Below are 22,499 nucleotides of genomic sequence, written 5' to 3'. Positions count from 1 at the left end.
TGACCGAGGCAAACCATGATCAAGACCGGCGAACAGCACATCGCGAGCCTGCGCGACGGCCGTGAAATCTATCTCGATGGCGCACTGGTGGATGACGTGACCACCCATCCGGCGTTCCGGGGGGCGGTGGCTTCGATCGGGCGGATGTTCGATTTCCAGAGTGCGCCGGAAAATCGCGATCTGATGACCTTCGAGACCGAGACGGGCACCCGCGCCAACCGGATCTGGGAATTGCCCGGCAACTATGACGCGCTGGTCAAGCGCCGCCGTGGCCTGGAAGCCTGGACCGATCTGCATGCCGGCTTCATGGGCCGCGCGCCGGATCACGTCGCGTCCTGCGTCGCTGGTATGTATATGGGCGTTGAGGTGTTCGAGGCCTACGACAAGGATCGTGCCAAGGCACTGGCAGACTACTATCGCTACGCCCGCGACAACGACCTCTACCTCACTTACGTCATCATCAATCCACAGGCTGATCGCTCCAAGAGCGCGGCCGAGCAGGCCGATCCATTCCTGTCGGCAGGCGTGGTGTCGCGCGATGCCGAGGGGCTGACCATCCGGGGCGCCAAGATGCTGGCGACCGGTGGCATCATGGCCAATGAAGTGTTCGTCACTTGCATTCAGCCGCTGCAGCCCGGCGATGAGAAATATGCGGTGTCCTTCGCGATTCCGATGAACACCAAGGGCCTGAAGGTCTTGTCGCGCAAGTCCTACGAGGCCGCGTCGCCGTCGGTGTTCGACAACCCGCTGTCGAGCCGGTTCGATGAAAACGACGCCGTGCTGTATTTCGATGACGTGAAGGTGCCGTGGGATCGGGTGTTCATCGATCAGGACATCGCGATGTGCCAGAAGCAGTTCCACGCCACCCCGGCGCATGTGTACCAGAACTACCAGGCCATGATCCGGCTCTCGGTGAAGCTGCGCTTCCTGACGGGCATCGCGCGCCGGACTGCCGAGACGAATGGTGTTGTCGGCTTCCCACAGGTCAAGGAAATGCTCGGCCAGCTCTCGGCCGAAGTCTCGATGGTCGAGGCCTTCGTGGTCGCGATGGAGACCAAGGGCGCGCAGCGCGGGCCCTATTTCGTGCCGGACCGGGCGATGCTGTATTCGGCGCAGGTCCTGACCCAGCAGCTCTATTCCAAGATCATCAACACCCTGCGTGAACTCGCCGGCGGCGGCATGATCATGTTGCCCTCGTCCGTGAAGGACTTCGCCAATCCGGAACTGGCGCGCCTGATCGGCAAGACCCAGCAGTCGCCGGCCGCGAGCGCGACCGAAAAGGTCAAGTTCTACAAGCTGGCCTGGGACGCAGTCGGGTCCGAATTTGCCTCGCGTCACGCGCAATACGAGATGTTTTTTGCCGGCGCGACCTTTGTCACCAAGGGCCATGCCTTCCGCACCTATGATTGGATGAAATCGGCGGCGTTGCTCGACAAGATGTTGTCTAGCTATGACCTTGCCGATGAAGTCTCCACTTCTGCGCCGGCCGCTTCGCCGCGCGCAGTCGCTTGATCCGTCCCTTCAGGAAACCTGACCATGGCCATCAACAAACTTCACGATGAATTCCGCACCGTCGATATGTCCTCGGGATGGGAGACGCCCACGGGCTATCCGGCCGGCATCCAGCAGAAGATCCTGTCGGGCGCGCTCGACGAGGCGAACAAGCGTGGCAGCCGGACTCGCCTGCTGCGCTTCGAGCCGGGCGTTTACACCACCGAGCCGTTCGTGCACGAATACTGGGAAGAGGTGTTCCTGTTCACCGGTGACCTGATCGTCGGCAACGACAAGCAGGGCAATGGCGGCGAGTCTTTCAAGCCAAACACTTATGCCTGCCGTCCCCCCGGTGCCTATCATGGCCCGTTCAAGTCGGTCGGCGGTTGCGTTCTGATGGAGATCCACTATTTCGATCCAGCCTGACATAGCGCCGCGGCGTCTGATCGTTGGCATCACCGGGGCATCGGGCACCATTTATGGTGTCCGTCTGCTGCGGCTGTTGCAGGCAACTGACGTCGAAACGCATCTTGTCCTGAGCAAGTCGGCCAAGATCACGCTGACCCAGGAGCTGGATATCAAAGTGTCTGACGTCGCCGACCTGGCCGACGTCGTGCATCAGGCGGACAATATAGGCGCGACGATTTCCTCCGGGTCGTTCAAGACCATAGGCATGGTGATCGCACCGTGCTCGATGCGCAGCCTGGCGGAGATCGCCAGTGGCGTGACCTCGTCGTTGGTGACGCGTGCCGCCGATGTTGTGCTGAAGGAACGTCGTCGATTGGTGCTGATGGCGCGCGAAGCACCGCTGCATCTCGGCCACCTGAAATCGATGGCGGCAGTGACTGAAATCGGCGCCATCGTCTATCCGCCGGTCCCGGCCTTCTACGCCAGGCCTGCCAGTATCGAACAGATGGTCGACCAGACGTTGGGGCGCGTGCTCGATCTGTTCGATATCCAGACCGATGTGGTGAGCCGCTGGAATGGCCTCAATCCCGCCAAGACCAGGGATATCCCATGAACGCGGTATTGTCGGCTTCACCCGATCTGGTGGCATGACGACAATGACGGATGACGGGCCGCTCACCGCACGTGAAAGTTGGGCCTTTGCCCTCAAGCTTTATGCGGAACCCGGCGTGTCGGACGCTTGCCTGAAGCTGCAGGCTGAGGCGGGCGTCGATGTGATGCTCCTGCTGGTTGCTACTTTTGCGGTGGCGCAGCGGCGTATTCCTCTCACTCCTTCCGACATCGAGAATATGGATCGTGCCTGCCGTCCCTGGCGCGAACAGATCGTACAACCCCTCCGCACGATCCGAACCGCGTTGAAGTTGGGGCCGGCGCCCGCGCCATCGGTCGCCAGCGAACAGTTACGCGTGCTGATCAAGACTGGAGAGCTCGCCGCCGAGTCGCTGGAGAATGATCTGCTCGTCGCATGGTTGGGGCAGTATGCCTCACAGCAGCGCAGATCGACGCGTGGCGAGGTGAGTGACGTCCTGCGCCATGTCGTTCGTCATGCGCTGGGCAAGGAGCATCATCGCCGGATCGAAGGGCTGTCGCCTGCGATCGGGGCAATCCTCTCAGCCACTGATAAATTACTGCAATGATGCAATGCACGCATCGAAATTAGTCAGTCCGTGCCTAGGGAGCGTGCTTGACTAGCTTTGGTACTTAGCTATCTTTCTTCGCATTTACGTGATCAGGCGAAAACGAGAAAAAGATCGACATGCCGCATCCGCAGATTCTCGATACACGGTTCCGTTCCGCATTGGCGCGCTTGGCCAAGAATGATCGCATCCTGACATTCGAGAAGCCTGCTGATCCGCATCTGGAGATCGCGGCAATCCTGAAGAAGCACGATGGGCGGCAAACGCTGCTTTTTCCGTCCGTGCAGGGCTATGACGTTCCGCTGGTCGGGAATCTGCTGAGCTCGAAGGAAAATTGCGAGGCCGCGTTTGGTCTCGATTTCAACGGCATCCGCGGTCTCGTGCAGCGCGCGATGGGAGGTCCGTTGCCGCCGGAAGTCGTCACCACCGCGCCGTCCCAGGAAGTCGTGCTGAAGACCGGTTTTGATATTACCAAGTTACTGCCAGCGCTGTTCCATGCACCGGGCGATGCGGGTCGCTACATCACCGCCGGTATTGTGATCGTAAAGGATCCGGAGACCGGCATTTACAATGCGTCCTATCACCGGCTGCAGCTATTGGGGCCGGATCGCGTCGCTATTAAACTCGATTTCGGACGCCATCTTCGCCTCGCATTCGAGCGCGCCAAGGCGCGCGGCACGTCACTGCCGGTCGCGGTCTGCATTGGCACCGATCTCGCGCTTCATTTCACGGCGGCGACGATGGGCTCGCAGATGCCGGAAAGCGCCGATGAGCTGGCTGTTGCCGGCGGTCTCTCCGGCAAGCCGCTGACGGTGACCAAGGCCGTCTCGCAGGATATGATCGTGCCGGCCGAATGCGAATTCGTGCTGGAAGGTGAGATCCTGGTCGATGACGTTGCCCCCGAAGGTCCGTTCGGCGAATTCGTCGGCTTCGCCGCGCCGGCGGCGGATGCACCCGTTTTGAAAATTACGGCCGTTACGCATCGCATGCGGCCGATCTATCACGTCATCAACGGCTTCGGTCGCGAGACCATCATCCTCCGCAAATACGTGCTCGAGGCCAGCCTGCTCAAGGTGCTGCAGTCAGCGATTCCGATCGTCACCGACGTCGAAATGACCTCAGGTGGCCTGCATCGTTTTCATGCGGTCATTCAGGTGAAGAAGCAGAGCCGCCAGCATAACGGTCTGCAGCGCAATGCGATGATGGCCGCCTTCGGTGCGCTGAAGGATCTCGATCTGATTACCATGGTCGACCATGACATCGATATTCGCGATCCCATCGATGTCGAATACGCTGTCGCAACGCGTATGGAGGCGTCGAGCGATCTCATTCTGATTCCCGGCGCGCGCGGCCATGAATATGTGCGTGTCAGCAAGGAAGGCATTCGAACCAAGCTTGGCATCGACGCCACGGTGCCATTCGAAGATCAGGACAAGTTCCGGCGCGTTGAGTTCGCGAAGACCGATATCGAGCTCAGCCATTTTGCCGCGGGTGAAGACAAGGCGACCCAGGCACTCGGGCTCGTGGGAACGAACATTGCATGAATAGTTGAAGCCCTCTCGACATTTTCTCAATCACTAGGAAAAACCGATGAAGCGACTTCTGGTAGCGGCCCTGCTGATGGGCACCGGATTGAGTGCCACCACTGCCTCGGCGCAGGAGTGGCCGACGAAGCCGATCAAACTCGTGGTGCCCTATGCGCCGGGCGGCTACACCGATGCGGTCGGTCGCATCACCGCGCGTTTCCTTGAGAAGGAGCTCGGCCAGACGGTGATCGTCGATAACCGCGCCGGTGGCGGCGGAATCGTTGGTTCCGATCTGGTGTCGAAGTCACCGGGTGATGGTTACACGCTGTGCGTCTGCAGTGTCGGGGCAATCTCGATCGCGCCGGTCGCACAGACCACGTCTTACGATCCGATCAAGAGCTTCAAGCCGATCAGCGTCGTCAGCACGATTCCGCAAACCGTGATTGTCAATCCATCCCTGCCTATCAATTCGATGGAAGATCTCGTCAAATACGCTAAGGCCAATCCGGGCAAGCTGACCTATGGCTCCAGCGGTGCAGGCGGGCTGATGTATTTCTCGGTCGCGCTGTTCGATGCGCGTGTCGGCACCAAGATGACTCACGTGCCGTTCAAGGGCGGCTCGCCGGCAACCGCGGCCGTGGTCTCGGGCGAAGTCAATTTGTCCTTCACCAACATGACCGACGCGCTGCCGCAGATCGAGGCCAATACCGTCCGTGCACTGGCGGTGACATCTGCGACCCGTAGCGAGTTCACGCCGAAGCTTCCGACGGTCGCGGAGACGGTGTCGCCTGGCTATGCAGTGGAGTCGTGGAACGGCGTCATGGCGCCGGCATCGACGCCGGATGCGATCATCGCGAAAGTGTCAGACGCCCTGAAGAAAATGGCCGCCGATCCGGAAGTGAAGAAGAACATGGCCGTCGCAGGTGCGTCGACGATGTTTACTACGCCTGCCGAGTACACGGCGCAGATCACCAGGGAAGTCGATCAGTGGCGCACGCTGCTCAAGGAAATCTCCGAGAAGAAGACCTGAGCGCGTAATCCCGGGTAGTGCCTGTTTCACACAGGTGCTGTCCGGTCTTCGTTTCGACGGTAGACGGCATAAGGGCCCGCCATGAAATCAATCGCGCAGCGTGGAAATTCGGACTTGTACACGGGCTTGCTTCTCGTCGTGGTTGCCGCCGTCGCCTTGCTCTATATCCGCACGCTGACCGTCGGCACCGTGCTTGAGATGGGGCCGGGCTACTTCCCGCTCGGATTGGCTTTGATTCTGCTGGGCATGGGTCTCACTATGATCGTTAAGGGGCTGACGACTGCAGGTGCTCCGGTTGGTACGGTCCATCTGCGTCCCTTGTTCTTCATCCTGCTGTCCTTCGCCGCGTTCGGCTTGCTTGTCGAGCGGGCCGGGCTCGCCATTGCGATCCTGGTGCAGGTTGGTCTGGCGCATTTCGCGTCGCGTGAATCCACATGGCAGGCGACTGCGATTACCGCTGTCGCGCTGGCGATCGCGTCCTCAATCATCTTTGTCTGGCTTCTCAAGATTCCGGTGAGCGTGCTGCCATGATGGATGTTTTCTCCGCGCTCGGACATGGTTTTTCGGTTGCCGCGACACCGCTCAATCTCTTGTTCTGCCTGATCGGTGCAGTCTGCGGCACGCTGATCGGCGTTCTGCCCGGCCTGGGTCCCGTGGCCACCATTTCACTGCTGCTGCCGGCCACCTACGCGCTCGATCCGGTCGGGGCCATCATCATGCTCGCCGGTATTTACTACGGCGCGCAATATGGCGGATCTACTACGGCGATCCTGGTCAATATTCCGGGCGAGTCCACGTCCGTCGTCACCGCCATCGACGGCTACAAGATGGCGCAACAGGGTCGGGCCGGCGAGGCGCTGGCGATTGCTGCAATCGGCTCCTTCATCGCCGGCTGTTTCGGCACCGTGGTGATAGCGCTCCTCGGTCCGCCACTGGCGTTGATGACGCAGAAATTTGCGTCGCCCGATTACTTTTCTTTAATGGTGCTCGGCCTCGTGTCCGCGGTGGTGCTGGCCAATGGTTCGGCATTCCGCGCCGTGTCGATGATCTTCCTTGGCCTGCTGCTTGGTATGGTTGGTATGGACATCAATACCGGCGAAGCGCGAATGACGTTCGGTCTGATCGAGTTGTCCGACGGCATCAACTTCGTCGCACTGGTGATGGGTCTGTTCGGCGTGGCCGAAGTGATCTCGAATCTCGAAGGTGTTTCCACCCGTATCGTCAACCATTCGAAAATCACCAGCATCTGGCCATCGTTCAAGGTGTTGCGTGGAGCCTGGGGCGCAGTGATGCGTGGCACCTTGCTGGGCACGCTGTTCGGCATCCTGCCCGGCGGCGGTGCCACGATTGCATCATTCTCGTCATATGCGCTCGAGAAGCGGGTGTCGAAGACACCGGAGCGGTTCGGTAACGGCGCTATCGAAGGCGTTGCAGGTCCGGAATCGGCCAACAATGCCGCCGCGCAGACATCGTTCGTCCCTCTGCTGACCATGGGTATTCCGACCAGCGCCACGATGGCATTACTCGTCGGCGCACTGACGCTGCATGGTATCGCTCCGGGTCCCACCATCATCTCGCGTCAGCCGGATCTGTTCTGGGGCCTGATCGCCAGCATGTTCATCGGCAATGCGATGTTGGTGATCATCAACCTGCCAATGATCGGGATCTGGGTGCGGCTGCTCAATGTGCCTTATCGTATTCTTTATCTCATTATCGCCGTGGTCTGTGCGATCGGCGTGTTCTCGGTCAATAATTCGAGCTTCGACATCTACATGACCGTCGGCTTTACCGCGCTCGGCTACATCCTGCGCAAGCTGGATGCGGAACCTGCGCCATTGCTGATGGGTTTCGTGCTCGGTCCGATGGTCGAGGAGAATTTCCGCCGCAGCCTGATCACCTCGTATGGCGATCCGATGGTGTTTCTGCAGCGACCGATCAGCCTCGTCCTTCTCCTCCTGTCGGCAGCTCTGCTGATCTCCATCGTGATGCCGTCGATCAGCAAACGTCGGACCGAAGTGTTCCAGGAGTGACGCGGATCACGCCGGTGGTTGCGCGGATGAAGTGAGGACAAAAGACGCCATGAACAAGCACGATCCGGTTTCATCATCTGTCGGTCAGACCGGTCAGCGCAATGGCGGAGAGATTCTCGTCGCCGCACTCCGCCGCAATGGCGTCGATCGCATGTTCGGCGTGCCGGGTGAAAGCGCGCTGCCGATCTTTGACGCGTTGTATGAGCCGGATGCCGGAATCCGCTTCATTGTCTGCCGGCACGAGACTACGGCGTCTCACATGGCTGAAGCCGACGGCAAGATCTCGGGGCGGCCCGGAATTTGTGTCGTCAGTCGCGGTCCGGGGGCCATGCAGGCCGCGCTCGGATTGCATACCGCGTGGCAGGATTCCACACCGATGATTCTGATCGTCGGTCAGGTGCCGCGTAGTCATCTGGGCCGCGAAGCCTTTCAGGAAATGAACTACGTCCGAACCTTCGACGATATGACGAAATGGGTGGTCGAGATCGATTCCGTCGATCGCATTCCGGAACTGGTCAGCCGTGCTTTCCACGTCGCGATGCAGGGACGTCCGGGGCCGGTCGTGCTTTCGATCCCCGAAGACGTGCTCAGCGCGATGAGCGACGTAACCGACGCGACCTCTGCGACAGTGATCGAAGCTTCGCCGTCGGCGCCGCAGATGGCCGAAGTGCGCGCGCTGCTGCAAACCGCGCAGCGGCCGCTGGTGATCGTCGGCAATCTCGGCTGGACCTCGGCCGCAGCCGAACAGTTCAGGGCCTTCGTCGAACGCAACGATTTGCCGGTCGTCGCCGGTTTCCGCTCACAGGATGTGCTCGATAACCGCAGCGACCAGTATATCGGCGATATCAGTCTCGGTTGTAGCCGTCCGTTGATGGCGCGGGTCAAGACGGCGGATCTGCTGCTGGTGATCGGCGACAGGCTCGGAGACGTCACGACCAATCACTATTCGCTGTTCGACGTGCCGACTCCGAAACAGACTTTGATCCATGTTTTCCCGGGACCCGAAGAGCTCGGCCGCGTCTATGTGCCGACTCTCGGCATTCCCGCTAATTCCTCGCGCTTCGTCGAAGCGCTAGCCGATCTGCCGGCGCTGGACAGCGAGGCATGGGCGGGCTGGCGCGCGGAGTTGCGTCAGGCTTATATCGACTATCAGGCGTCGCGCGCTGATGCGCCGCCATTCGATCTCGCTATGGTGGTCGATCACCTCAATACCGAATTGCCGGACGATGCCATCGTCACCAATGGTGCCGGCAACTACACGATCTGGCTGCATCGCTATTATCGCTACAGAAAGCTGGGTACCCAGATCGCGCCGAAGTCCGGCTCGATGGGTTACGGCCTGCCGGCTGCGATTGCCGCGCAGTTGCGCTATCCCGAGCGCAAGGTTGTTTGCCTGGCCGGCGACGGCTGCTTCATGATGGCCTCCCAGGAATTCGCCACCGCGGTCCAGCAGCGACTACCGATCATCGTGATCATCGTCAATAATGCGATGTATGGCTCGATCCGAATGCATCAGGAGCTGCATTTTCCGAATCGCCCGAGCGGCACGGATCTGCTCAATCCTGACTTTGCGGCACTCGCCCGATCCTACGGCGCCCATGGCGAGGCCCTCGAAACGCATCAGGAATTTCCCGCGGCTTTCGCCCGGGCGGTGGAGGCCAAGGGCCCCTCGATCATCGAATTGCGCGTTAATCGCAATCAGTTGACGCCTGACAGACGCATCTGAGACTGGTCCGGAGCTTGGCGTTGAGCTGGAAAGTCGCTAGTTCGAGCTGGCGGCTTTTTCGCGGTCCCTGGCAGATTTCCTGGCGCGTCCGGCTGTCGCTCTCCGTTTCGTCTTTGTTTCCGTCGGCTTCGGTTCTGCCGGCTTTGCCTTCGGCTTGGCCCGAAGCCTCAGGCGCCCGGCCTCGGTCTTCTCGATCTCAAAGATTTCAGTCTTACGCACGAGATCGCTTAATTTTCTGAAACCGTAATTCCGGACATCGAAATCGGAGACGAAGTTCGGAAGCTGCTCTCCGACGCGGTCCAGATTGACCCAGCCGTCCTCATTGCCAAGCTGGGCAACGACCCTTTCTAAAATGGGAATCGCTGCAGCGGGGGTCTTCGGGGTGGCCGCCGCCGGCGGCTGCTCGGTCGTAGTCGTCGCACGCTCGGCGATCAGGTTTTCCGTATAGACAAAGCGCCGGCAGGCCTGCCGAAAGCTCTCGGGTGTCTTGCGCGTGCCGAAACCGTAGACGTCAGCGCCTTGCTCGCGCAGCCGCGAGGCAAGGCGGGTGAAATCACTGTCGGATGATACCAGGCAAAATCCGTCGAAGCGTCCGCTGTGGAGCAGGTCCATCGCGTCGATGACGAGCGCTATATCGGACGCATTCTTGCCTTTCGTATAGGCGAACTGCTGGTAGGGATCGATCGCGTGCTTCTGCAGGATATCGGCCCAGGATCTGAGTTGCGAACTCGAGAAGTCGCCGTAAATCCGTCGAACGCTGGCTTCGCCGAACTTGGAGATTTCCTCGAACAAGCTGCCGGCGATCTGCGGGGACGTATTGTCGGCATCGATCAGCACCGCGAAACGGGGCAAACGCTGCTGTGCGACGTTCATCTGCGACCTCTGCCCGTTGGCGCGATAGATGATGGCCCGCTCAGTCTGTCAGCTTTTTGCTGCAGGCGAAACATACCTGAGGGAGCGTATCCCTCGTCAGCCCCGCCATTGCGCGGTAAAGTCACCCAATCCCGCGAATCGCGGGCGCTGAAAGAGGCAATTGAGACCATGACCATCCGCCTGCATCGCGGCGATCTGCCAGATCTGAGCCGCTACACCGATTCAGTTGCGATCGACACCGAGACCATGGGTCTCAATCCGCATCGCGACCGGCTATGCGTGGTGCAGCTCTCGCCCGGCGACGGAAGCGCGGATGTCGTCCAGATTCCGATGGGCCACACGGGTGCGCCGAACCTGAAAAAGCTGCTCGGCGATCCCAAGGTCACCAAGATCTTCCACTTCGCGCGTTTCGATCTCGCTGCGCTCTACAATGCGCTCGGCGTGATGCCTGCGCCGGTCTATTGTACCAAGATCGCCTCTCGCCTGTGCCGCACCTATACCGATAGGCATGGTCTGAAGGATCTGGTTCGCGAAGTCCTTGGTGTCGATCTGTCGAAACAGCAGCAGTCGAGCGACTGGGGCAATCAGACCCTCAGCGAGGCCCAGCTATCCTATGCCGCGTCGGACGTGCTGCATCTGCATGGGCTGCGCGAGCGCCTGAACCTGATGCTGGCGCGCGAGGGCCGCACCGAGCTGGCACAGGCCTGTTTCGAGTTCCTTCCGACCCGGGCCAAGCTGGATCTGTCGGGCTGGGAAAACGAGGACATTTTCGCCCATTCATGACCCGCCTGCGGCGAAGTGACTTTCGGAAACACTTGAGGGTCACCCCCGCCGCGTTTCGGTCATACTCCTCGTTCTGGTGGGGCGGGGCTGCCAATCGGTGCATTTCAGCGTAGAATGACGCTGGTTTGGCATGCCATGTCGGTTTGGCCCGTTGGAGCGTCGGTGAGTTCAGTTCAGGTCCCCAGCTATCAGGCGGGTATGGATGCGCGGTTCAGGGCCGCTGCACGCCATAGCCGTTTGGTGCGTGTGCTGCGGATCGCTGTCCCTGCCGTTGTGATTCTATCGATGGCGGCGATCGTCAGCGTGTCGATCTTCAATCCGTTCCGGATCCTCGCCAAGCTGCCGCTCGACATGGGTAATCTGGTCGTTTCAGGGACGAAGATCACCATGGAGACGCCGCATCTGTCAGGCTTCTCGCCGGACGGGCGGCCCTATGAATTATGGGCCAAGGCAGCGACGCAGGATCTGACGGACCCCGACAATGTCGAACTGACGACCTTGCGCGCCAAGGTGATGATGGAAGACAAGTCGACGATGACGATGGATGCCCGTACCGGGAAGTTCAATTCGAAATCGCAGATGCTCTATTTGTATCAGGACATTTTCCTGCAAACGACGACCGGCTACGAGGCCAAGCTGACGCAGGCTGACATTGATATCGGCAATGGCACCGTCACATCGAACGAGCCGGTCGATGTCAAACTTCTCAACGGTACTTTGCTCGGGCAACGGATGCGTATTACGGAACACGGTGAGTTGGTGAGGTTTGAGGGCGGTGTTTCGATGAACCTGAAGATGGACCCGCCTTCGCCGGATGCTTCGGCTCAGCCTGAGTCTGCGGCAGAGCCCGAAGTCGCGCCGGAGCCCGTGAAACCGCGGGCCGTCAACGGCAAGCGCGCCAACGCGAAATGAATGTGATGATATTTCCCATCAATAACTTCCGATTGCTCGGATTGACCGGTGTTGTGATCGCCGTGCTCGTGCTCACTCTGATGGGCGATGCAAATGCGCAGAGCGCGGTGCAGGGTGTGCCGAATGCGATGCAGGGCTTCTCGCAGAATCGCGACCAGCCCATTCAGATTGAGGCCGCATCGCTGGAAATGCGCGACAAGAAAAAGGAAGCCACCTTCGCGGGCGATGTGAAGGTCGTGCAGGGCGACACCACGATGAAATCGAAGACCCTCGTGGTCTTCTATGACGGCGGCGGTTCCGCGAATGAGTCGGCTGCCAAGGCCGCGCCCAAGGCGCCGATCAAGGCGGCGCAGCCGGGCCCCGGCGGTTCGTCGGCGATCAAGCGGCTCGAAGCACGTGGCGGCGTGATCGTCACCCAGAAAGACCAGGTTGTGACTGGCGAAACGGCGGTGTTCGATACCCGGACCAATCTCGTCACCATGCAGGGCAACGTCGTGCTCACCCAGGGCAAGAATGTGCTGCGCGGAGATCGCCTGACTGTGGATATGACCACGGGGACGTCGCGCGTCGAATCCAACAGCGGCAGGGTCCAAGGCATGTTCGAGTCGTCCGGCCAGCAAAAGGGTGGTGGTGGCCCGACCTCGATCATCCCAGGCCCCGGAGGCGGAAAACCCAAGTAACTCGAATGGCTTGCAGCCAGGGATGACCGGGCCCCGGTTGAATCTGGTCGCGGAACCCGTTATCGCCATTGTTTTAATCGATATGGAAGGCTTGGCGTTCGGCTGGGCAATGGACATCTAGTCCGCCATGTTGTTCCCAGTGGATCGAACATGCCGCGACCTGGGCGCGGATGATCTCTAAAGGCTGATCGAAGCGCGAATGGTTGATTTCCTCGGCATGTTCCGTCGGCGCGCTCCGAAACGCGGTCCGCAAGGCTTTGCGCGCTCGCCAGTCGATATCACCGCGCTCGGCGACAGCATGGGCGACATGCTCGGCAATCCGGGCCGCGAGGCGCCGCCGCTGGCGCGCACCGCTCCGGATAGTCCCCAGGTTCCGCAAGCCCGGGCGGAAGCACCACGTGCTCCGCAGCAGGCGCCGGCCCGCCGTCCGGAGAGGGCACCGCCGCGGCCCAGAACCAATGGCGCCGCCGCGCCAAAAGCTACCCCGCGCGCGGGCTATCTGGCCGTCCACAACATCAAAAAGAGCTTTGGCTCACGCCAGGTCACCCGCGGCGTCAGTATCTATGTTCGCCGCGGCGAGGCCGTCGGTCTGCTCGGACCGAACGGCGCTGGCAAGACCACGGTGTTCTACATGATCACCGGCTTGATCAAGCCCGACAGCGGCGCCATCGAGCTGGATGGCCACGACGTCACGCAGCTGCCGATGTATCAGCGTGCCCGCCTTGGCATCGGCTATCTGCCGCAGGAAGCTTCGATTTTTCGCGGCCTTACAGTCGAGCAGAATATCCGCGCAGTGCTGGAAGTCGTCGAGCCCAGCCGCAAGAAACGCGAGCGGGAACTCGACGGGCTGCTCGAAGAGTTCAACATCCAGAGACTGCGGAAGTCGCCGTCGATCGCCCTGTCCGGCGGTGAGCGCCGCCGCGTGGAAATCGCGCGCGCGCTGGCAACTCGGCCGAATTACATGCTGCTCGATGAACCTTTCGCCGGCATCGATCCGATTGCAGTCGGAGACATTCAGGATCTGGTCCGTCATCTCACCAATCGCGGTATCGGCGTGCTGATCACCGATCACAACGTCCGCGAAACGCTGGGGCTGACAGACCGCGCTTACATCGTCTATGCTGGTGAAATCCTGACGGAGGGATCTCCTGAGGAGATCGTGGCTGACCCGGACGTGCGCCGCCTTTACCTTGGCGAGGAATTCCGCCTCTAGACCAAATTTACAATTCGTCAAGCCGTGTACATCAGGCCGGGAACGAGATAAGCAAGAAACGGACCAACTTTTGGATCGGTTTTTGCCTCCATGGCGCTGACGCAGAGACTAGAGTTCCGGCAATCCCAGTCGCTGGTGATGACGCCGCAGCTGATGCAGGCCATCAAGCTGCTGCAGCTGTCGAATCTCGATCTCGCAACTTTTGTCGAAGATGAACTGGAGCGCAATCCGCTGCTGGAACGCGCCAGCGATGGTCCCGAGCCGCCGGTGGCCGGCGAGGCCAGCCCCGAGCGCAACGAGTTCTCCGGTCACGACGACGCGGGCTATGCCTCCGGCCATGACGATGGCGGCGACCATTCCGATTTTTCCGATCGTTCGGCTGGTGGCGGTGACAGCTTCGATGCGCCGGCGCCTGACGAGTGGATGAACCGCGAGCTTGGCACCCGCGCCGAGATCGAACAGACGCTGGACACCGGGCTCGACAACGTCTTCTCCGAAGAGCCGGCCGAAGCCGCCGCACGCAATGCGCAGGACGCTGCTCCGACCGCCTATACCGAATGGGGCGGCGGTGCCTCCAACGACGACAGCTACAATCTCGAGGCCTTCGTTGCCGCCGAGGTGACGCTCGGCAGCCATCTTGCCGAACAGCTCGCGGTTGCGTTCTCATCGCCCGCGCAACGCATGATCGGTCAGTATTTGATAGATCTCGTCGATGAGGCCGGCTATCTGCCGCAAGATCTCGGCGACGTGCATGAGCGGCTGGGCGCTTCTACTGGCGATGTGGAAAGTGTTCTCGGTGCGCTGCAGAAATTCGATCCGCCAGGGGTCTGCGCGCGCAGCCTCAGCGAATGTCTCGCGATCCAGCTGCGCGAACAAAATCGCTACGATCCCGCGATGCAGGCGCTGGTCGAGCATCTCGATCTTCTGGCCAAGCGTGACATCGGCAACCTCAGAAAGATCTGCGGCGTCGACGACGAAGATCTGACCGACATGATTGGCGAGATTCGCAGGCTCGATCCGAAGCCCGGTCTGAAGTTTGGCTCGGCGCGCACGCAAACCGTGGTGCCTGATGTTTATGTCCGGCCGGGCCCTGATGGCGGCTGGCATGTCGAGTTGAACAGCGACACGCTGCCGCGCGTTCTCGTGAACCAGGTTTATTATTCCGAACTGTCGAAAACGATCCGCAAGGATGGCGACAAGTCGTATTTCACCGATTGTTTGCAGAACGCGACGTGGCTAGTGCGTGCGCTCGATCAGCGCGCGCGCACTATCCTGAAGGTTGCGACCGAGATCGTCCGACAACAGGATGGCTTCTTCACGCAGGGCGTTGCTCACTTGCGGCCGCTGAATCTCAAGGCCGTCGCCGACGCGATCCAGATGCATGAATCGACGGTATCGCGCGTCACCGCCAATAAATACATGGCGACAAATCGCGGCAGCTTTGAATTGAAATACTTCTTTACGGCGTCGATCGCATCAGCCGATGGCGGTGAAGCGCATTCAGCTGAAGCTGTGCGACATCACATCAAGCAATTGATCGATGGAGAAAGTCCTTCTCTTATACTTTCGGACGACACGATCGTGGAACGCTTGCGCGAAGCCGGAATTGATATCGCGCGTAGGACCGTTGCCAAATACCGTGAAGCCATGCGTATTCCGTCTTCGGTTCAGCGCCGTCGCGACAAGCAGAGTATGCTCGGCAATGCACTCACGGCGCCCGCCACTCCGTCCGATAGGACACAGTCCGACAGAACACCCGACCGATCCCGCGACACTGCACCAGCTTGATTGCACTCCCGTGGAAACGGGATACTGTCGGTTCAACGCAGAAGAATCGAGGCATCAGCATGACCCTTCGTATCTCGGGAAAAAGCATCAGTGTCGGAGACGCTTTGCGAGGCCGCGTGAGCGAGCGGACCGATGAGGTCCTTCGTAAATATTTCGATGGTAACTATTCCGGCCACATCACGCTTAGCAAAGACGGCTTCGGCTTCCGCACTGATTGTGCGTTGCATCTTGATTCCGGAATCACGCTCGAAGCGGACTCCAATGCAGCGGATGCTTATGCGAGTGCCGACCAGGCGCTGCTCCAGATCGAGAAGCGGTTGCGTCGCTACAAGAGCCGACTGAAAGATCGTTCCGCGCGCAAGGCGCATGCAGAAAATCAAGCGATGGCCGAACTCACGGCCCCGACTTTGGATGCGCCCAGCTACATTATCGAGGCGCCCGATCATGAGGACGATGCCGATGGCGGCTACGATCCGGTCATCATTGCCGAATCGACCAGATCGCTGAAGCGGTTCTCGGTCAGCGAAGCTGTTATGGAACTCGACTTTACCGGCGCTGCCGTCGTGGTATTTCAGCATGGAAGTACCGGCCGGCTAAATATCGTTTATCGACGGGGGGACGGTAACGTGGGTTGGGTTGATCCGCCGGCGGTTAAACCGTCCTGACGGCCAATTCTCTTTAACAGGATTGACGCCCAAACGGCCCCTCCCTATGGTCCGCCGCCTTTGACAGGTTATACCGGTCAATGGATTTCGCATGGGGGGTTCCGGTGCTAGAGTACGTCCGGGCGTTCGCGCCCGGCGCGTTTTCCGCCACAGGGAACGATGCCCCTTTCCAGTCTTTCTTGACGCTGCCGGTTTTGGTTCTAACTACCCGCTGACGGTCAAACATCCTCGGAACGGTCAATGACGATTACCGATCTGGTCGCGCCCGAGGCGATAATCCCGGCGTTGAAGGTCAACAGCAAGAAGCAGGCTCTGCAAGAGCTCGCTGCGCGCGCTTCTGTGCTCACCGGTCAGAATGACCGCGCCATCTTCGAGGTGCTGTTGCAGCGTGAGAAGCTCGGCACGACGGCCGTGGGCTATGGCGTTGCTATTCCGCATGGCAAGTTGCCGAAGCTCGACAAGCTGTTCGGCCTGTTTGCGCGCCTCGATCGTCCGATCGATTTCGAGGCCATGGACGGCCAGCCGGTCGATCTGGTGTTTCTGCTGCTGGCGCCGGAAGGTGCCGGCGCCGATCATCTGAAGGCGCTGGCGCGGATCGCACGTCTGCTGCGCGATCAGGACGTCGCGAAGAAACTGCGTGCCTCCCGTGACGCGCAGGCAATCTATTCGGTGCTCGCTTTGCCGCCAGCGACAGCCGCCTAAACGTCTCGCCCGGCAGCTTGCGCTGGAAGCGCCCGGCTGGACCGGGCGATTCTCTACTCTGAACCAGATCCCTGCGTGCGTGGAGATAGAAGGCTGGTTGGCCTCGCCAGCTTACGCCGCGAATTCCTTGGCAGAGATTGGAGCGAGCGACTCGTTGCGCACCGCCTGCCGCGCGGTGATCGATGCGAGCTCGTTCATGGCTGCAGAGGTAGCTTCCGCCTGCGTTTCGACACGGATCGATTCTGCTTCTTCCGCTGCGGCAACTGCGCGCGATGCGGCTGCCATCCGCAGCGCCGTCTGGATCTCACTGGAATCCGCGCCGCTCTTGAGTAGCAGCAGTGTCAGCAGCGCCTTGACGTCGGAATTCATCGCCTCTGCGCTCTGCTTCATGCGTCGCACTGCTGCAGATGTTTCAGGAACGTTGACGGCGGCTACGGGGCGAAGTTTGGCGACGTTGCTGCTCGAAGCTTCTGTGGCCTGCATGCGCGTCGGATTGGCATGTTCTTCCGCCATCATCACCCGGGATGCAGCAGCAAGCTGCAGAGCATTGTGAATCTCCGGCGAACTGGTGCCGGTCTTCAGCAGCAACAAAGTGAGGAGGGCTTTGACGTCCGAGTTCATCGCGGCAGAATTTTGCATTGTGTTCCTCGCTTGTAAGAAAAGTGACTGGTTAGTTGAAACGTTGTCCGAACAGTTTTTCGAAGAAGGTTGGTCGTTGCGGCTCAGGTTGAGTGATTTCGGCGACGAGTTTGGGCGGCCGGGGGCGCCGGATGTCACGCTTCAGCCGCGGCTTTGACTGCAGCATGATTGGCTCCGCCACGACTGCAGGCTCGGTGAAGGTCGTGAGCGTACCTTCCTCAAGGCTGCCGCGGATCAGGATTGGTGAGAGAAATGTGGGATCTGCGACAGCAGTCGCCGCCGTGAGGCGCGCGCCATCCAAGGCGCCGAGGTTCTGAACGGCCTCGGCGCTCCATTGTCCGACCGGTAAGCGGTCTGACTTGGTCACGAAAGGCGGATTGCTGTTGGGCGCGATGATGGGAGGGACAGTGCCGTCGGCGCGCATCAGGAACACGGCGGCGGCTGCACAGCCCGGTGCAAAAACAAAGATCGCGAAACAGGCTGCGATCACCTGCCGGCTATCGAACCTCCAGGAGCTGGACCGGGGAACTATATCTGCCTTCGGAATGGTGACCGTTGCTCCGACGTTCCGTAGCAAGTCTTCGATTTGAACGATCTGGGCTTGTGTCGATCCGCTCATGGCGACCTCGAATCTCAATACGACCAGATTTTCTCAAGTCATGGTGAATGCGTGGTCACTGTTCTCTTCTGTGAAAGGACAGCAGCGATCAGGCGCAATGTTGCCATCGCGTCGGATATACAGATTGCTATTGATGGAGGGATCAATTTTGTAGATGGCACAGCGGATGAGCGGTCGCGTGCGAATCGATTGCGTCTGATGTGCGTTCACGATGTTGACGACGGGTTAAACAGTACCGCGTCATGCAAGCCGAGCGACCTGCGCGTGATGACCGTCGTTTGGACACTAAGATGCTGAACATTGGGATACGCGGCTGTCACCGCGTATCCTGACGTCTGCATGTCAGCCAGTTCGCATTAGTGAACGCTGACGGCCTGCAATTCCTGGCTCCATGCGTTCGCGATGGCCGATTCACGGCTGTCGGTGAGCATGATGGGTGTGCCGTCGGCGGCGTGCAGTGCAAACAACTGCAGTCCCGGCGCGATCTGCGGTGCCTGCGGGAACAGTCCCGGTACGTCCTCCGAGCGAACGGGCTTCACGTAGGCGATCATACCTTCGCCCAGATGCGCCAATGCTTCGGTGGTGACAGCGGCATTTTCAGTGATCGTAACAACTTCAGTCATCGTCTCGACTCCTTCTATGAGATCAAGCGGTCGAGTCCGCTACTCGTTCCATATTCAGGATGCATGACCTGATCGAAAAACCGGGAACCCAATTTCCCGGTCATGCATTATTCGTGTTCATTGATAGCGATTGTCTTAATGACCCTTTCAGGCTCAGGCCTGGCCAGATCAATCGACAACAACCCGTTCTTCAGATCCGCACCCAGCACCAGCATTCCCTCCGCCAGCACGAACGTGCGCTGGAAGTGACGCGCGGCGATGCCGCGATGGATGTATTGCCGGGTCTTGTCGTCCTGCTGGCGGCCCCGGATCACGAGCTGGTTTTCCTCGGTGGTCACATCGAGCTGATCGCGGGTGAAACCTGCGACCGCCAGCGTGATCCGCAGGCGTTCGGGTTGACCGTTGTTACGGTCGCACCGCTCGATGTTGTAAGGAGGATAACCGTCGGCGCCTTTGACGACGCGATCGAGCGCACGCTCAATCTCGTCGAATCCCAAAAGGAACGGACTGGATAGCGAAGGAACACGAGACATACCTACAAAGCCCTCTCGAAGCGACTTTGAGGGGCCCTTACGGCACCCCTGGCCAGTCGGCACTCTGCCAACCGGTCAATCAACAATATGGGCATGCCAAAGCCCGGTTCAAGCACCTGTAAATTGCAGGGAAACCGTTACTAAGACCTTGAACCTGATCAGATATCGATCCGGTTGCGGCCGTCAGCGCTGAACAGGTGCAGTTTGTCGCGGTGGGCAGCGGCGCGGATCGAAGCACCAATGGCCGGGGCATCCTGGCCAGGGATACGCACGATGACCTCGCCCTCGGGCAGCTCGCCCGGAGTGGCGCTGACCGCCTTCTCGGCCCGCGCACGGGTGCCGTAGACAAAGGTTTCCGCGCCGACGCGTTCGATGGCCTCGACCGTCAGGTTCAGCGTAATGCCGCCGTCAGCTGTGGCCGCGCCGGAGATCGAAAGGTCTTCCGGCCGGACACCCAGGATACCGGCCTCGGCAGCGCTGCGGCGGTCGCCGGCGAATTGCGCACGGATCTCATCGCCGCTCAGCTTGATCAGGTTCATCGGAGGCGCGCCGATGAAAGAGGCGACGAAAGTGGTTGCTGGCCTGCGATAGATATCGAGTGGACTGCCGATCTGCTCGACCTGGCCGCCATTCATCACCACCAGAATATCCGCCAGCGTCATCGCCTCGAGCTGGTCGTGAGTGACGTAAATCGAGGTCGTCTTCAGACGACGTTGCAGCTTGCGGATTTCGACCCGCATGGCAACGCGGAGCTTGGCGTCTAGATTCGACAGTGGTTCGTCGAACAGGAACACTTTCGGCTGCCGGACGATGGCGCGGCCCATGGCGACGCGCTGGCGCTGGCCGCCAGATAATTGTCTGGGCTTGCGATCGAGCATGCCGGTGAGTTCGAGTGTCTGCGCGGCTTCGCGCACGCGCGTATCGATCTCGGGCTTCGGCATGCCCCGGTTGCGCAGCCCATAGGCCATGTTGTTGTAGACGCTCATATGCGGATAAAGCGCGTAGTTCTGGAACACCATGGCGATGTCGCGATCGGCCGGTTCGATCTCGTTGACGACCCGGCCTCCAATATCGATCTCGCCTGAGGTGATGGTCTCAAGGCCGGCGACCATACGCAGCAAGGTTGACTTGCCGCAGCCACTTGGTCCGACCAGCACGCAGAACTGGCCGTCGCAGATTTCGAAATCGATGCCTTTGATGGCCTCGAATCCGCCGGGATAGGTCTTGCGGACGTTGCGCAGCGAAACATTGGCCATCTGAACTTACTTCTCCGTCTCGACCAGGCCGCGCACGAACAGCCGCTGCATGAACACCACCACGGCGACAGGCGGCAGCATGGCAAGGATCGCCGTTGCCATCGCGAGCTGCCATTCGGCGAGTTCATCCGTCGTCGTCAGCATCTTCTTGATGCCGGTCACAATGGTCTGCATCGATTCCTGCGTCGTGATCAGCAGCGGCCACAAATACTGGTTCCAGCCATAGATGAACTGGATCACGAACAGTGCTGCCATCGTGGTGACCGACAGCGGCAGCAGCGTATCCTTGAAAAAGCGGAAGGGACCAGCGCCGTCGATGCGCGAGGCTTCCAGCAACTCGTCAGGGATCGTCATGAAGAATTGCCGGAACAGCAGCGTGCCGGTGGCCGATGCGATCAGCGGCAGGATCAGCCCGGCATAGGTGTCGAGCATCTTCAGATCGGCGATTACCTTGTAGGTTGGATATATACGGACCTCGACCGGCAGCATCAGCGTCACGAAAATGATCCAGAACGCCGTCTGGCGGAACGGAAAACGGAAATACACCACCGCATAGGCGGAGAGGATCGAGATCACGATCTTGCCGAGTGCGATGCCCATTGCCATGACGAACGAGTTCATCAGCATATGGCCGACCGGCTCGCGGCTGGCGCGCGATCCGCCGATGAAAATCGCGCGGTAGTAGTTCTCCAGCGTATGACTGCCCGGCAGCATCGGCATGTTGCCGTTGACCACCGTGGCTGCGTCATGGGTCGAGGCGATCAGCGCGACATAGACCGGGAACACGACGATGAACACGCCGAAAGTCAGGATCGCGTAAGCGAGGATGTCGTTCCAGCGGCGGTGCTCGACCATCAGTACTGCACCTTGCGCTCGACATAACGAAACTGGATGGCCGTGAGCGCGATTACGATAACCATCAGGATCACCGACTGCGCTGCCGATCCGCCGAGGTCGCCGCCGAGCCTGCCGTCGGCATAGACCTTGTAGACCATGGTGGTCGTCGCCCCGGCCGGTCCACCACCGGTGACGGCGTCGATGATGCCGAAGGTGTCGAAAAACACATAGACGACATTGACGACCAGCAGGAAGAACGTGGTCGGCGACAGCAGCGGGAACGTGATCGTCCAGAATCGCCGATATGGTCCGGCGCCGTCGATCGCTCCGGCCTCCAGTACGCTGCGCGGGATCGCCTGCAGGCCGGCCAGGAAGAACAGGAAATTATAGGCGATCTGCTTCCACACCGCCGCCATGACGACCAGCGCCATGGCATGGTTGCCGTTCAGCATTGGATTCCAGTTGAAGCCCATCAGGCGCAGCGGCCGTGCCATGGTGCCGAGCGAGGGATGGAAGATGAACAGCCAGAGCACGCCGGCGACCGCGGGAGCCACCGCATAGGGCCAGATCATCATGACCTTGAAAGTCGGCGCCGCTTTCAGATTCTTGTCGGCCTGGGTGGCGAACAACAATGCGATCGATAGCGACAGCGCGGCGACAAGCGACGAGAACACCACGGTCGTCGCCATTGCCTTGTAGTATTCCGGCTGGGCCAGCAGCGCTTGATAGTTTTCCAGCCCGATGAATTCCGAGTTCAGGCCGAAGGCGTCCTCGCGCAGAAACGATTGCCAGACGGCCTGGCTGGCCGGCCAGTAGAAAAACACCAGGGTGATGACCAGCTGCGGCACGAGTAACAAATACGGCAGCAGCTTACCCTTGAAGACCGCGGACTTTTCCATGCAGTTCGTCGTGCCCCAGAAAGCAGCCTCATTCTGCTCATGTCATCGCCCGGTCCAAGCGCGCAATTGC

General features: G+C 60.2%; 24 protein-coding genes. 16 read left to right on the top strand and 8 right to left on the bottom strand.

Translation table 11 applies throughout. From position 1 onward, the window contains the following. The first annotated feature begins 15 nt into the window (after nucleotides 1-15). The 9 genes from CIW50_RS01655 to CIW50_RS01615 all read left to right on the top strand — a co-directional run bounded on the left by CIW50_RS01655 (nucleotide 16) and on the right by CIW50_RS01615 (nucleotide 9,407). On the top strand, nucleotides 16-1,512 hold the full coding sequence (locus CIW50_RS01655) for a 4-hydroxyphenylacetate 3-hydroxylase family protein (protein WP_149529555.1): 1,497 nt from the start codon (nucleotides 16-18) through the stop codon (nucleotides 1,510-1,512). A 24-nt stretch (nucleotides 1,513-1,536) separates the two neighbouring features. Next, a complete protein-coding gene (locus CIW50_RS01650; protein ID WP_149529554.1) occupies nucleotides 1,537-1,917 on the top strand; it encodes a cupin domain-containing protein in 381 nt (126 codons plus the stop codon). Beyond that, nucleotides 1,907-2,512 carry a UbiX family flavin prenyltransferase gene (locus tag CIW50_RS01645; RefSeq protein ID WP_197738349.1) on the top strand — a complete coding sequence of 202 codons (606 nt, stop codon included), beginning with the start codon at nucleotides 1,907-1,909 and terminating at the stop codon, nucleotides 2,510-2,512. Before CIW50_RS01650 ends, CIW50_RS01645 begins: the two co-directional genes overlap by 11 nt. 34 nt (nucleotides 2,513-2,546) lie before the next feature. Continuing rightward, entirely contained in the window at nucleotides 2,547-3,095 is a 549-nt protein-coding gene (locus CIW50_RS01640) for a TIGR02444 family protein (protein ID WP_172980188.1), read from the top strand. A 119-nt stretch (nucleotides 3,096-3,214) separates the two neighbouring features. Continuing rightward, nucleotides 3,215-4,639, top strand: a complete 1,425-nt coding sequence (locus CIW50_RS01635; RefSeq protein ID WP_149529551.1) for a UbiD family decarboxylase — start codon at nucleotides 3,215-3,217, stop codon at nucleotides 4,637-4,639. A 46-nt stretch (nucleotides 4,640-4,685) separates the two neighbouring features. Beyond that, the gene (locus CIW50_RS01630; RefSeq protein ID WP_149529550.1) at nucleotides 4,686-5,651 is read left to right on the top strand and encodes a Bug family tripartite tricarboxylate transporter substrate binding protein; all 966 of its coding nucleotides are present in this window, start codon (nucleotides 4,686-4,688) and stop codon (nucleotides 5,649-5,651) included. 114 nt (nucleotides 5,652-5,765) lie between these two features. After that, nucleotides 5,766-6,182, top strand: coding sequence for a tripartite tricarboxylate transporter TctB family protein (locus CIW50_RS01625; protein ID WP_172980187.1), 417 nt, complete (start codon nucleotides 5,766-5,768; stop codon nucleotides 6,180-6,182). Continuing rightward, nucleotides 6,179-7,681, top strand: coding sequence for a tripartite tricarboxylate transporter permease (locus tag CIW50_RS01620; RefSeq protein WP_149529548.1), 1,503 nt, complete (start codon nucleotides 6,179-6,181; stop codon nucleotides 7,679-7,681). Before CIW50_RS01625 ends, CIW50_RS01620 begins: the two co-directional genes overlap by 4 nt. A 49-nt stretch (nucleotides 7,682-7,730) precedes the next feature. After that, nucleotides 7,731-9,407: a thiamine pyrophosphate-binding protein gene (locus CIW50_RS01615; protein ID WP_149529547.1), complete on the top strand. Its 1,677-nt coding sequence runs from the start codon at nucleotides 7,731-7,733 to the stop codon at nucleotides 9,405-9,407. Nucleotides 9,408-9,443: 36 nt separating this feature from the next. Here the strand turns inward: CIW50_RS01615 and CIW50_RS01610 are convergent, their stop codons facing one another. Next, nucleotides 9,444-10,280 (bottom strand): NYN domain-containing protein, encoded by an 837-nt coding sequence (locus CIW50_RS01610; RefSeq protein ID WP_149529546.1) that lies wholly within the window; start codon nucleotides 10,278-10,280, stop codon nucleotides 9,444-9,446. A 168-nt stretch (nucleotides 10,281-10,448) separates the two neighbouring features. Between CIW50_RS01610 and CIW50_RS01605 the strand changes: the two genes are divergently transcribed. The 7 genes from CIW50_RS01605 (at nucleotide 10,449) to ptsN (ending at nucleotide 17,023) form a co-directional block, all read left to right on the top strand. After that, the gene (locus CIW50_RS01605; RefSeq protein WP_149529545.1) at nucleotides 10,449-11,063 is read left to right on the top strand and encodes a ribonuclease D; all 615 of its coding nucleotides are present in this window, start codon (nucleotides 10,449-10,451) and stop codon (nucleotides 11,061-11,063) included. A 162-nt stretch (nucleotides 11,064-11,225) separates the two neighbouring features. After that, complete coding sequence (lptC, locus tag CIW50_RS01600; RefSeq protein WP_149529544.1) at nucleotides 11,226-11,975, top strand: LPS export ABC transporter periplasmic protein LptC; 750 nt, start codon at nucleotides 11,226-11,228, stop codon at nucleotides 11,973-11,975. A gap of 5 nt (nucleotides 11,976-11,980) precedes the next feature. Beyond that, nucleotides 11,981-12,655: an LptA/OstA family protein gene (locus CIW50_RS01595; protein ID WP_172980186.1), complete on the top strand. Its 675-nt coding sequence runs from the start codon at nucleotides 11,981-11,983 to the stop codon at nucleotides 12,653-12,655. A 199-nt stretch (nucleotides 12,656-12,854) separates the two neighbouring features. Further along, nucleotides 12,855-13,868: an LPS export ABC transporter ATP-binding protein gene (gene lptB, locus CIW50_RS01590; protein ID WP_149529542.1), complete on the top strand. Its 1,014-nt coding sequence runs from the start codon at nucleotides 12,855-12,857 to the stop codon at nucleotides 13,866-13,868. 90 nt (nucleotides 13,869-13,958) lie between these two features. Next, nucleotides 13,959-15,656: an RNA polymerase factor sigma-54 gene (gene rpoN / locus CIW50_RS01585; protein ID WP_149529541.1), complete on the top strand. Its 1,698-nt coding sequence runs from the start codon at nucleotides 13,959-13,961 to the stop codon at nucleotides 15,654-15,656. Between the two features lie 59 nt (nucleotides 15,657-15,715). Next, nucleotides 15,716-16,321, top strand: a complete 606-nt coding sequence (hpf, locus tag CIW50_RS01580) for a ribosome hibernation-promoting factor, HPF/YfiA family (RefSeq protein ID WP_149529540.1) — start codon at nucleotides 15,716-15,718, stop codon at nucleotides 16,319-16,321. A gap of 240 nt (nucleotides 16,322-16,561) precedes the next feature. After that, the gene (gene ptsN / locus CIW50_RS01575; protein WP_149529539.1) at nucleotides 16,562-17,023 is read left to right on the top strand and encodes a PTS IIA-like nitrogen regulatory protein PtsN; all 462 of its coding nucleotides are present in this window, start codon (nucleotides 16,562-16,564) and stop codon (nucleotides 17,021-17,023) included. Between the two features lie 111 nt (nucleotides 17,024-17,134). Here ptsN and CIW50_RS01570 read toward each other — a convergent pair whose 3' ends face one another. The 7 genes from CIW50_RS01570 to ugpA all read right to left on the bottom strand — a co-directional run bounded on the left by CIW50_RS01570 (nucleotide 17,135) and on the right by ugpA (nucleotide 22,429). Continuing rightward, a complete protein-coding gene (locus CIW50_RS01570) occupies nucleotides 17,135-17,662 on the bottom strand; it encodes a hypothetical protein (RefSeq protein ID WP_149529538.1) in 528 nt (175 codons plus the stop codon). A 31-nt stretch (nucleotides 17,663-17,693) separates the two neighbouring features. Beyond that, a complete protein-coding gene (locus CIW50_RS01565) occupies nucleotides 17,694-18,095 on the bottom strand; it encodes a hypothetical protein (RefSeq protein ID WP_149529537.1) in 402 nt (133 codons plus the stop codon). 542 nt (nucleotides 18,096-18,637) lie between these two features. Further along, nucleotides 18,638-18,904 carry a BQ00720 family protein gene (locus CIW50_RS01560; protein WP_149529536.1) on the bottom strand — a complete coding sequence of 89 codons (267 nt, stop codon included), beginning with the start codon at nucleotides 18,902-18,904 and terminating at the stop codon, nucleotides 18,638-18,640. 107 nt (nucleotides 18,905-19,011) lie between these two features. Beyond that, nucleotides 19,012-19,437 carry an Hsp20 family protein gene (locus tag CIW50_RS01555; RefSeq protein ID WP_068730313.1) on the bottom strand — a complete coding sequence of 142 codons (426 nt, stop codon included), beginning with the start codon at nucleotides 19,435-19,437 and terminating at the stop codon, nucleotides 19,012-19,014. A gap of 158 nt (nucleotides 19,438-19,595) precedes the next feature. Further along, nucleotides 19,596-20,693 carry a sn-glycerol-3-phosphate import ATP-binding protein UgpC gene (locus CIW50_RS01550; RefSeq protein ID WP_149529535.1) on the bottom strand — a complete coding sequence of 366 codons (1,098 nt, stop codon included), beginning with the start codon at nucleotides 20,691-20,693 and terminating at the stop codon, nucleotides 19,596-19,598. A gap of 6 nt (nucleotides 20,694-20,699) precedes the next feature. After that, nucleotides 20,700-21,548: a sn-glycerol-3-phosphate ABC transporter permease UgpE gene (gene ugpE, locus CIW50_RS01545; protein ID WP_149529534.1), complete on the bottom strand. Its 849-nt coding sequence runs from the start codon at nucleotides 21,546-21,548 to the stop codon at nucleotides 20,700-20,702. Next, complete coding sequence (ugpA, locus tag CIW50_RS01540) at nucleotides 21,548-22,429, bottom strand: sn-glycerol-3-phosphate ABC transporter permease UgpA (RefSeq protein ID WP_149529533.1); 882 nt, start codon at nucleotides 22,427-22,429, stop codon at nucleotides 21,548-21,550. The genes ugpE and ugpA overlap by 1 nt, the downstream gene beginning before the upstream one ends. Nucleotides 22,430-22,499 lie beyond the last annotated feature (70 nt).

Origin of the sequence: Tardiphaga sp. P9-11, from assembly GCF_008329525.1 — a bacterium.
Classification (GTDB): domain Bacteria; phylum Pseudomonadota; class Alphaproteobacteria; order Rhizobiales; family Xanthobacteraceae; genus Tardiphaga.
The sequence above is the reverse complement of the archived record's forward strand: the minus strand, read 5'-3'. Positions and strand labels throughout refer to the sequence as shown.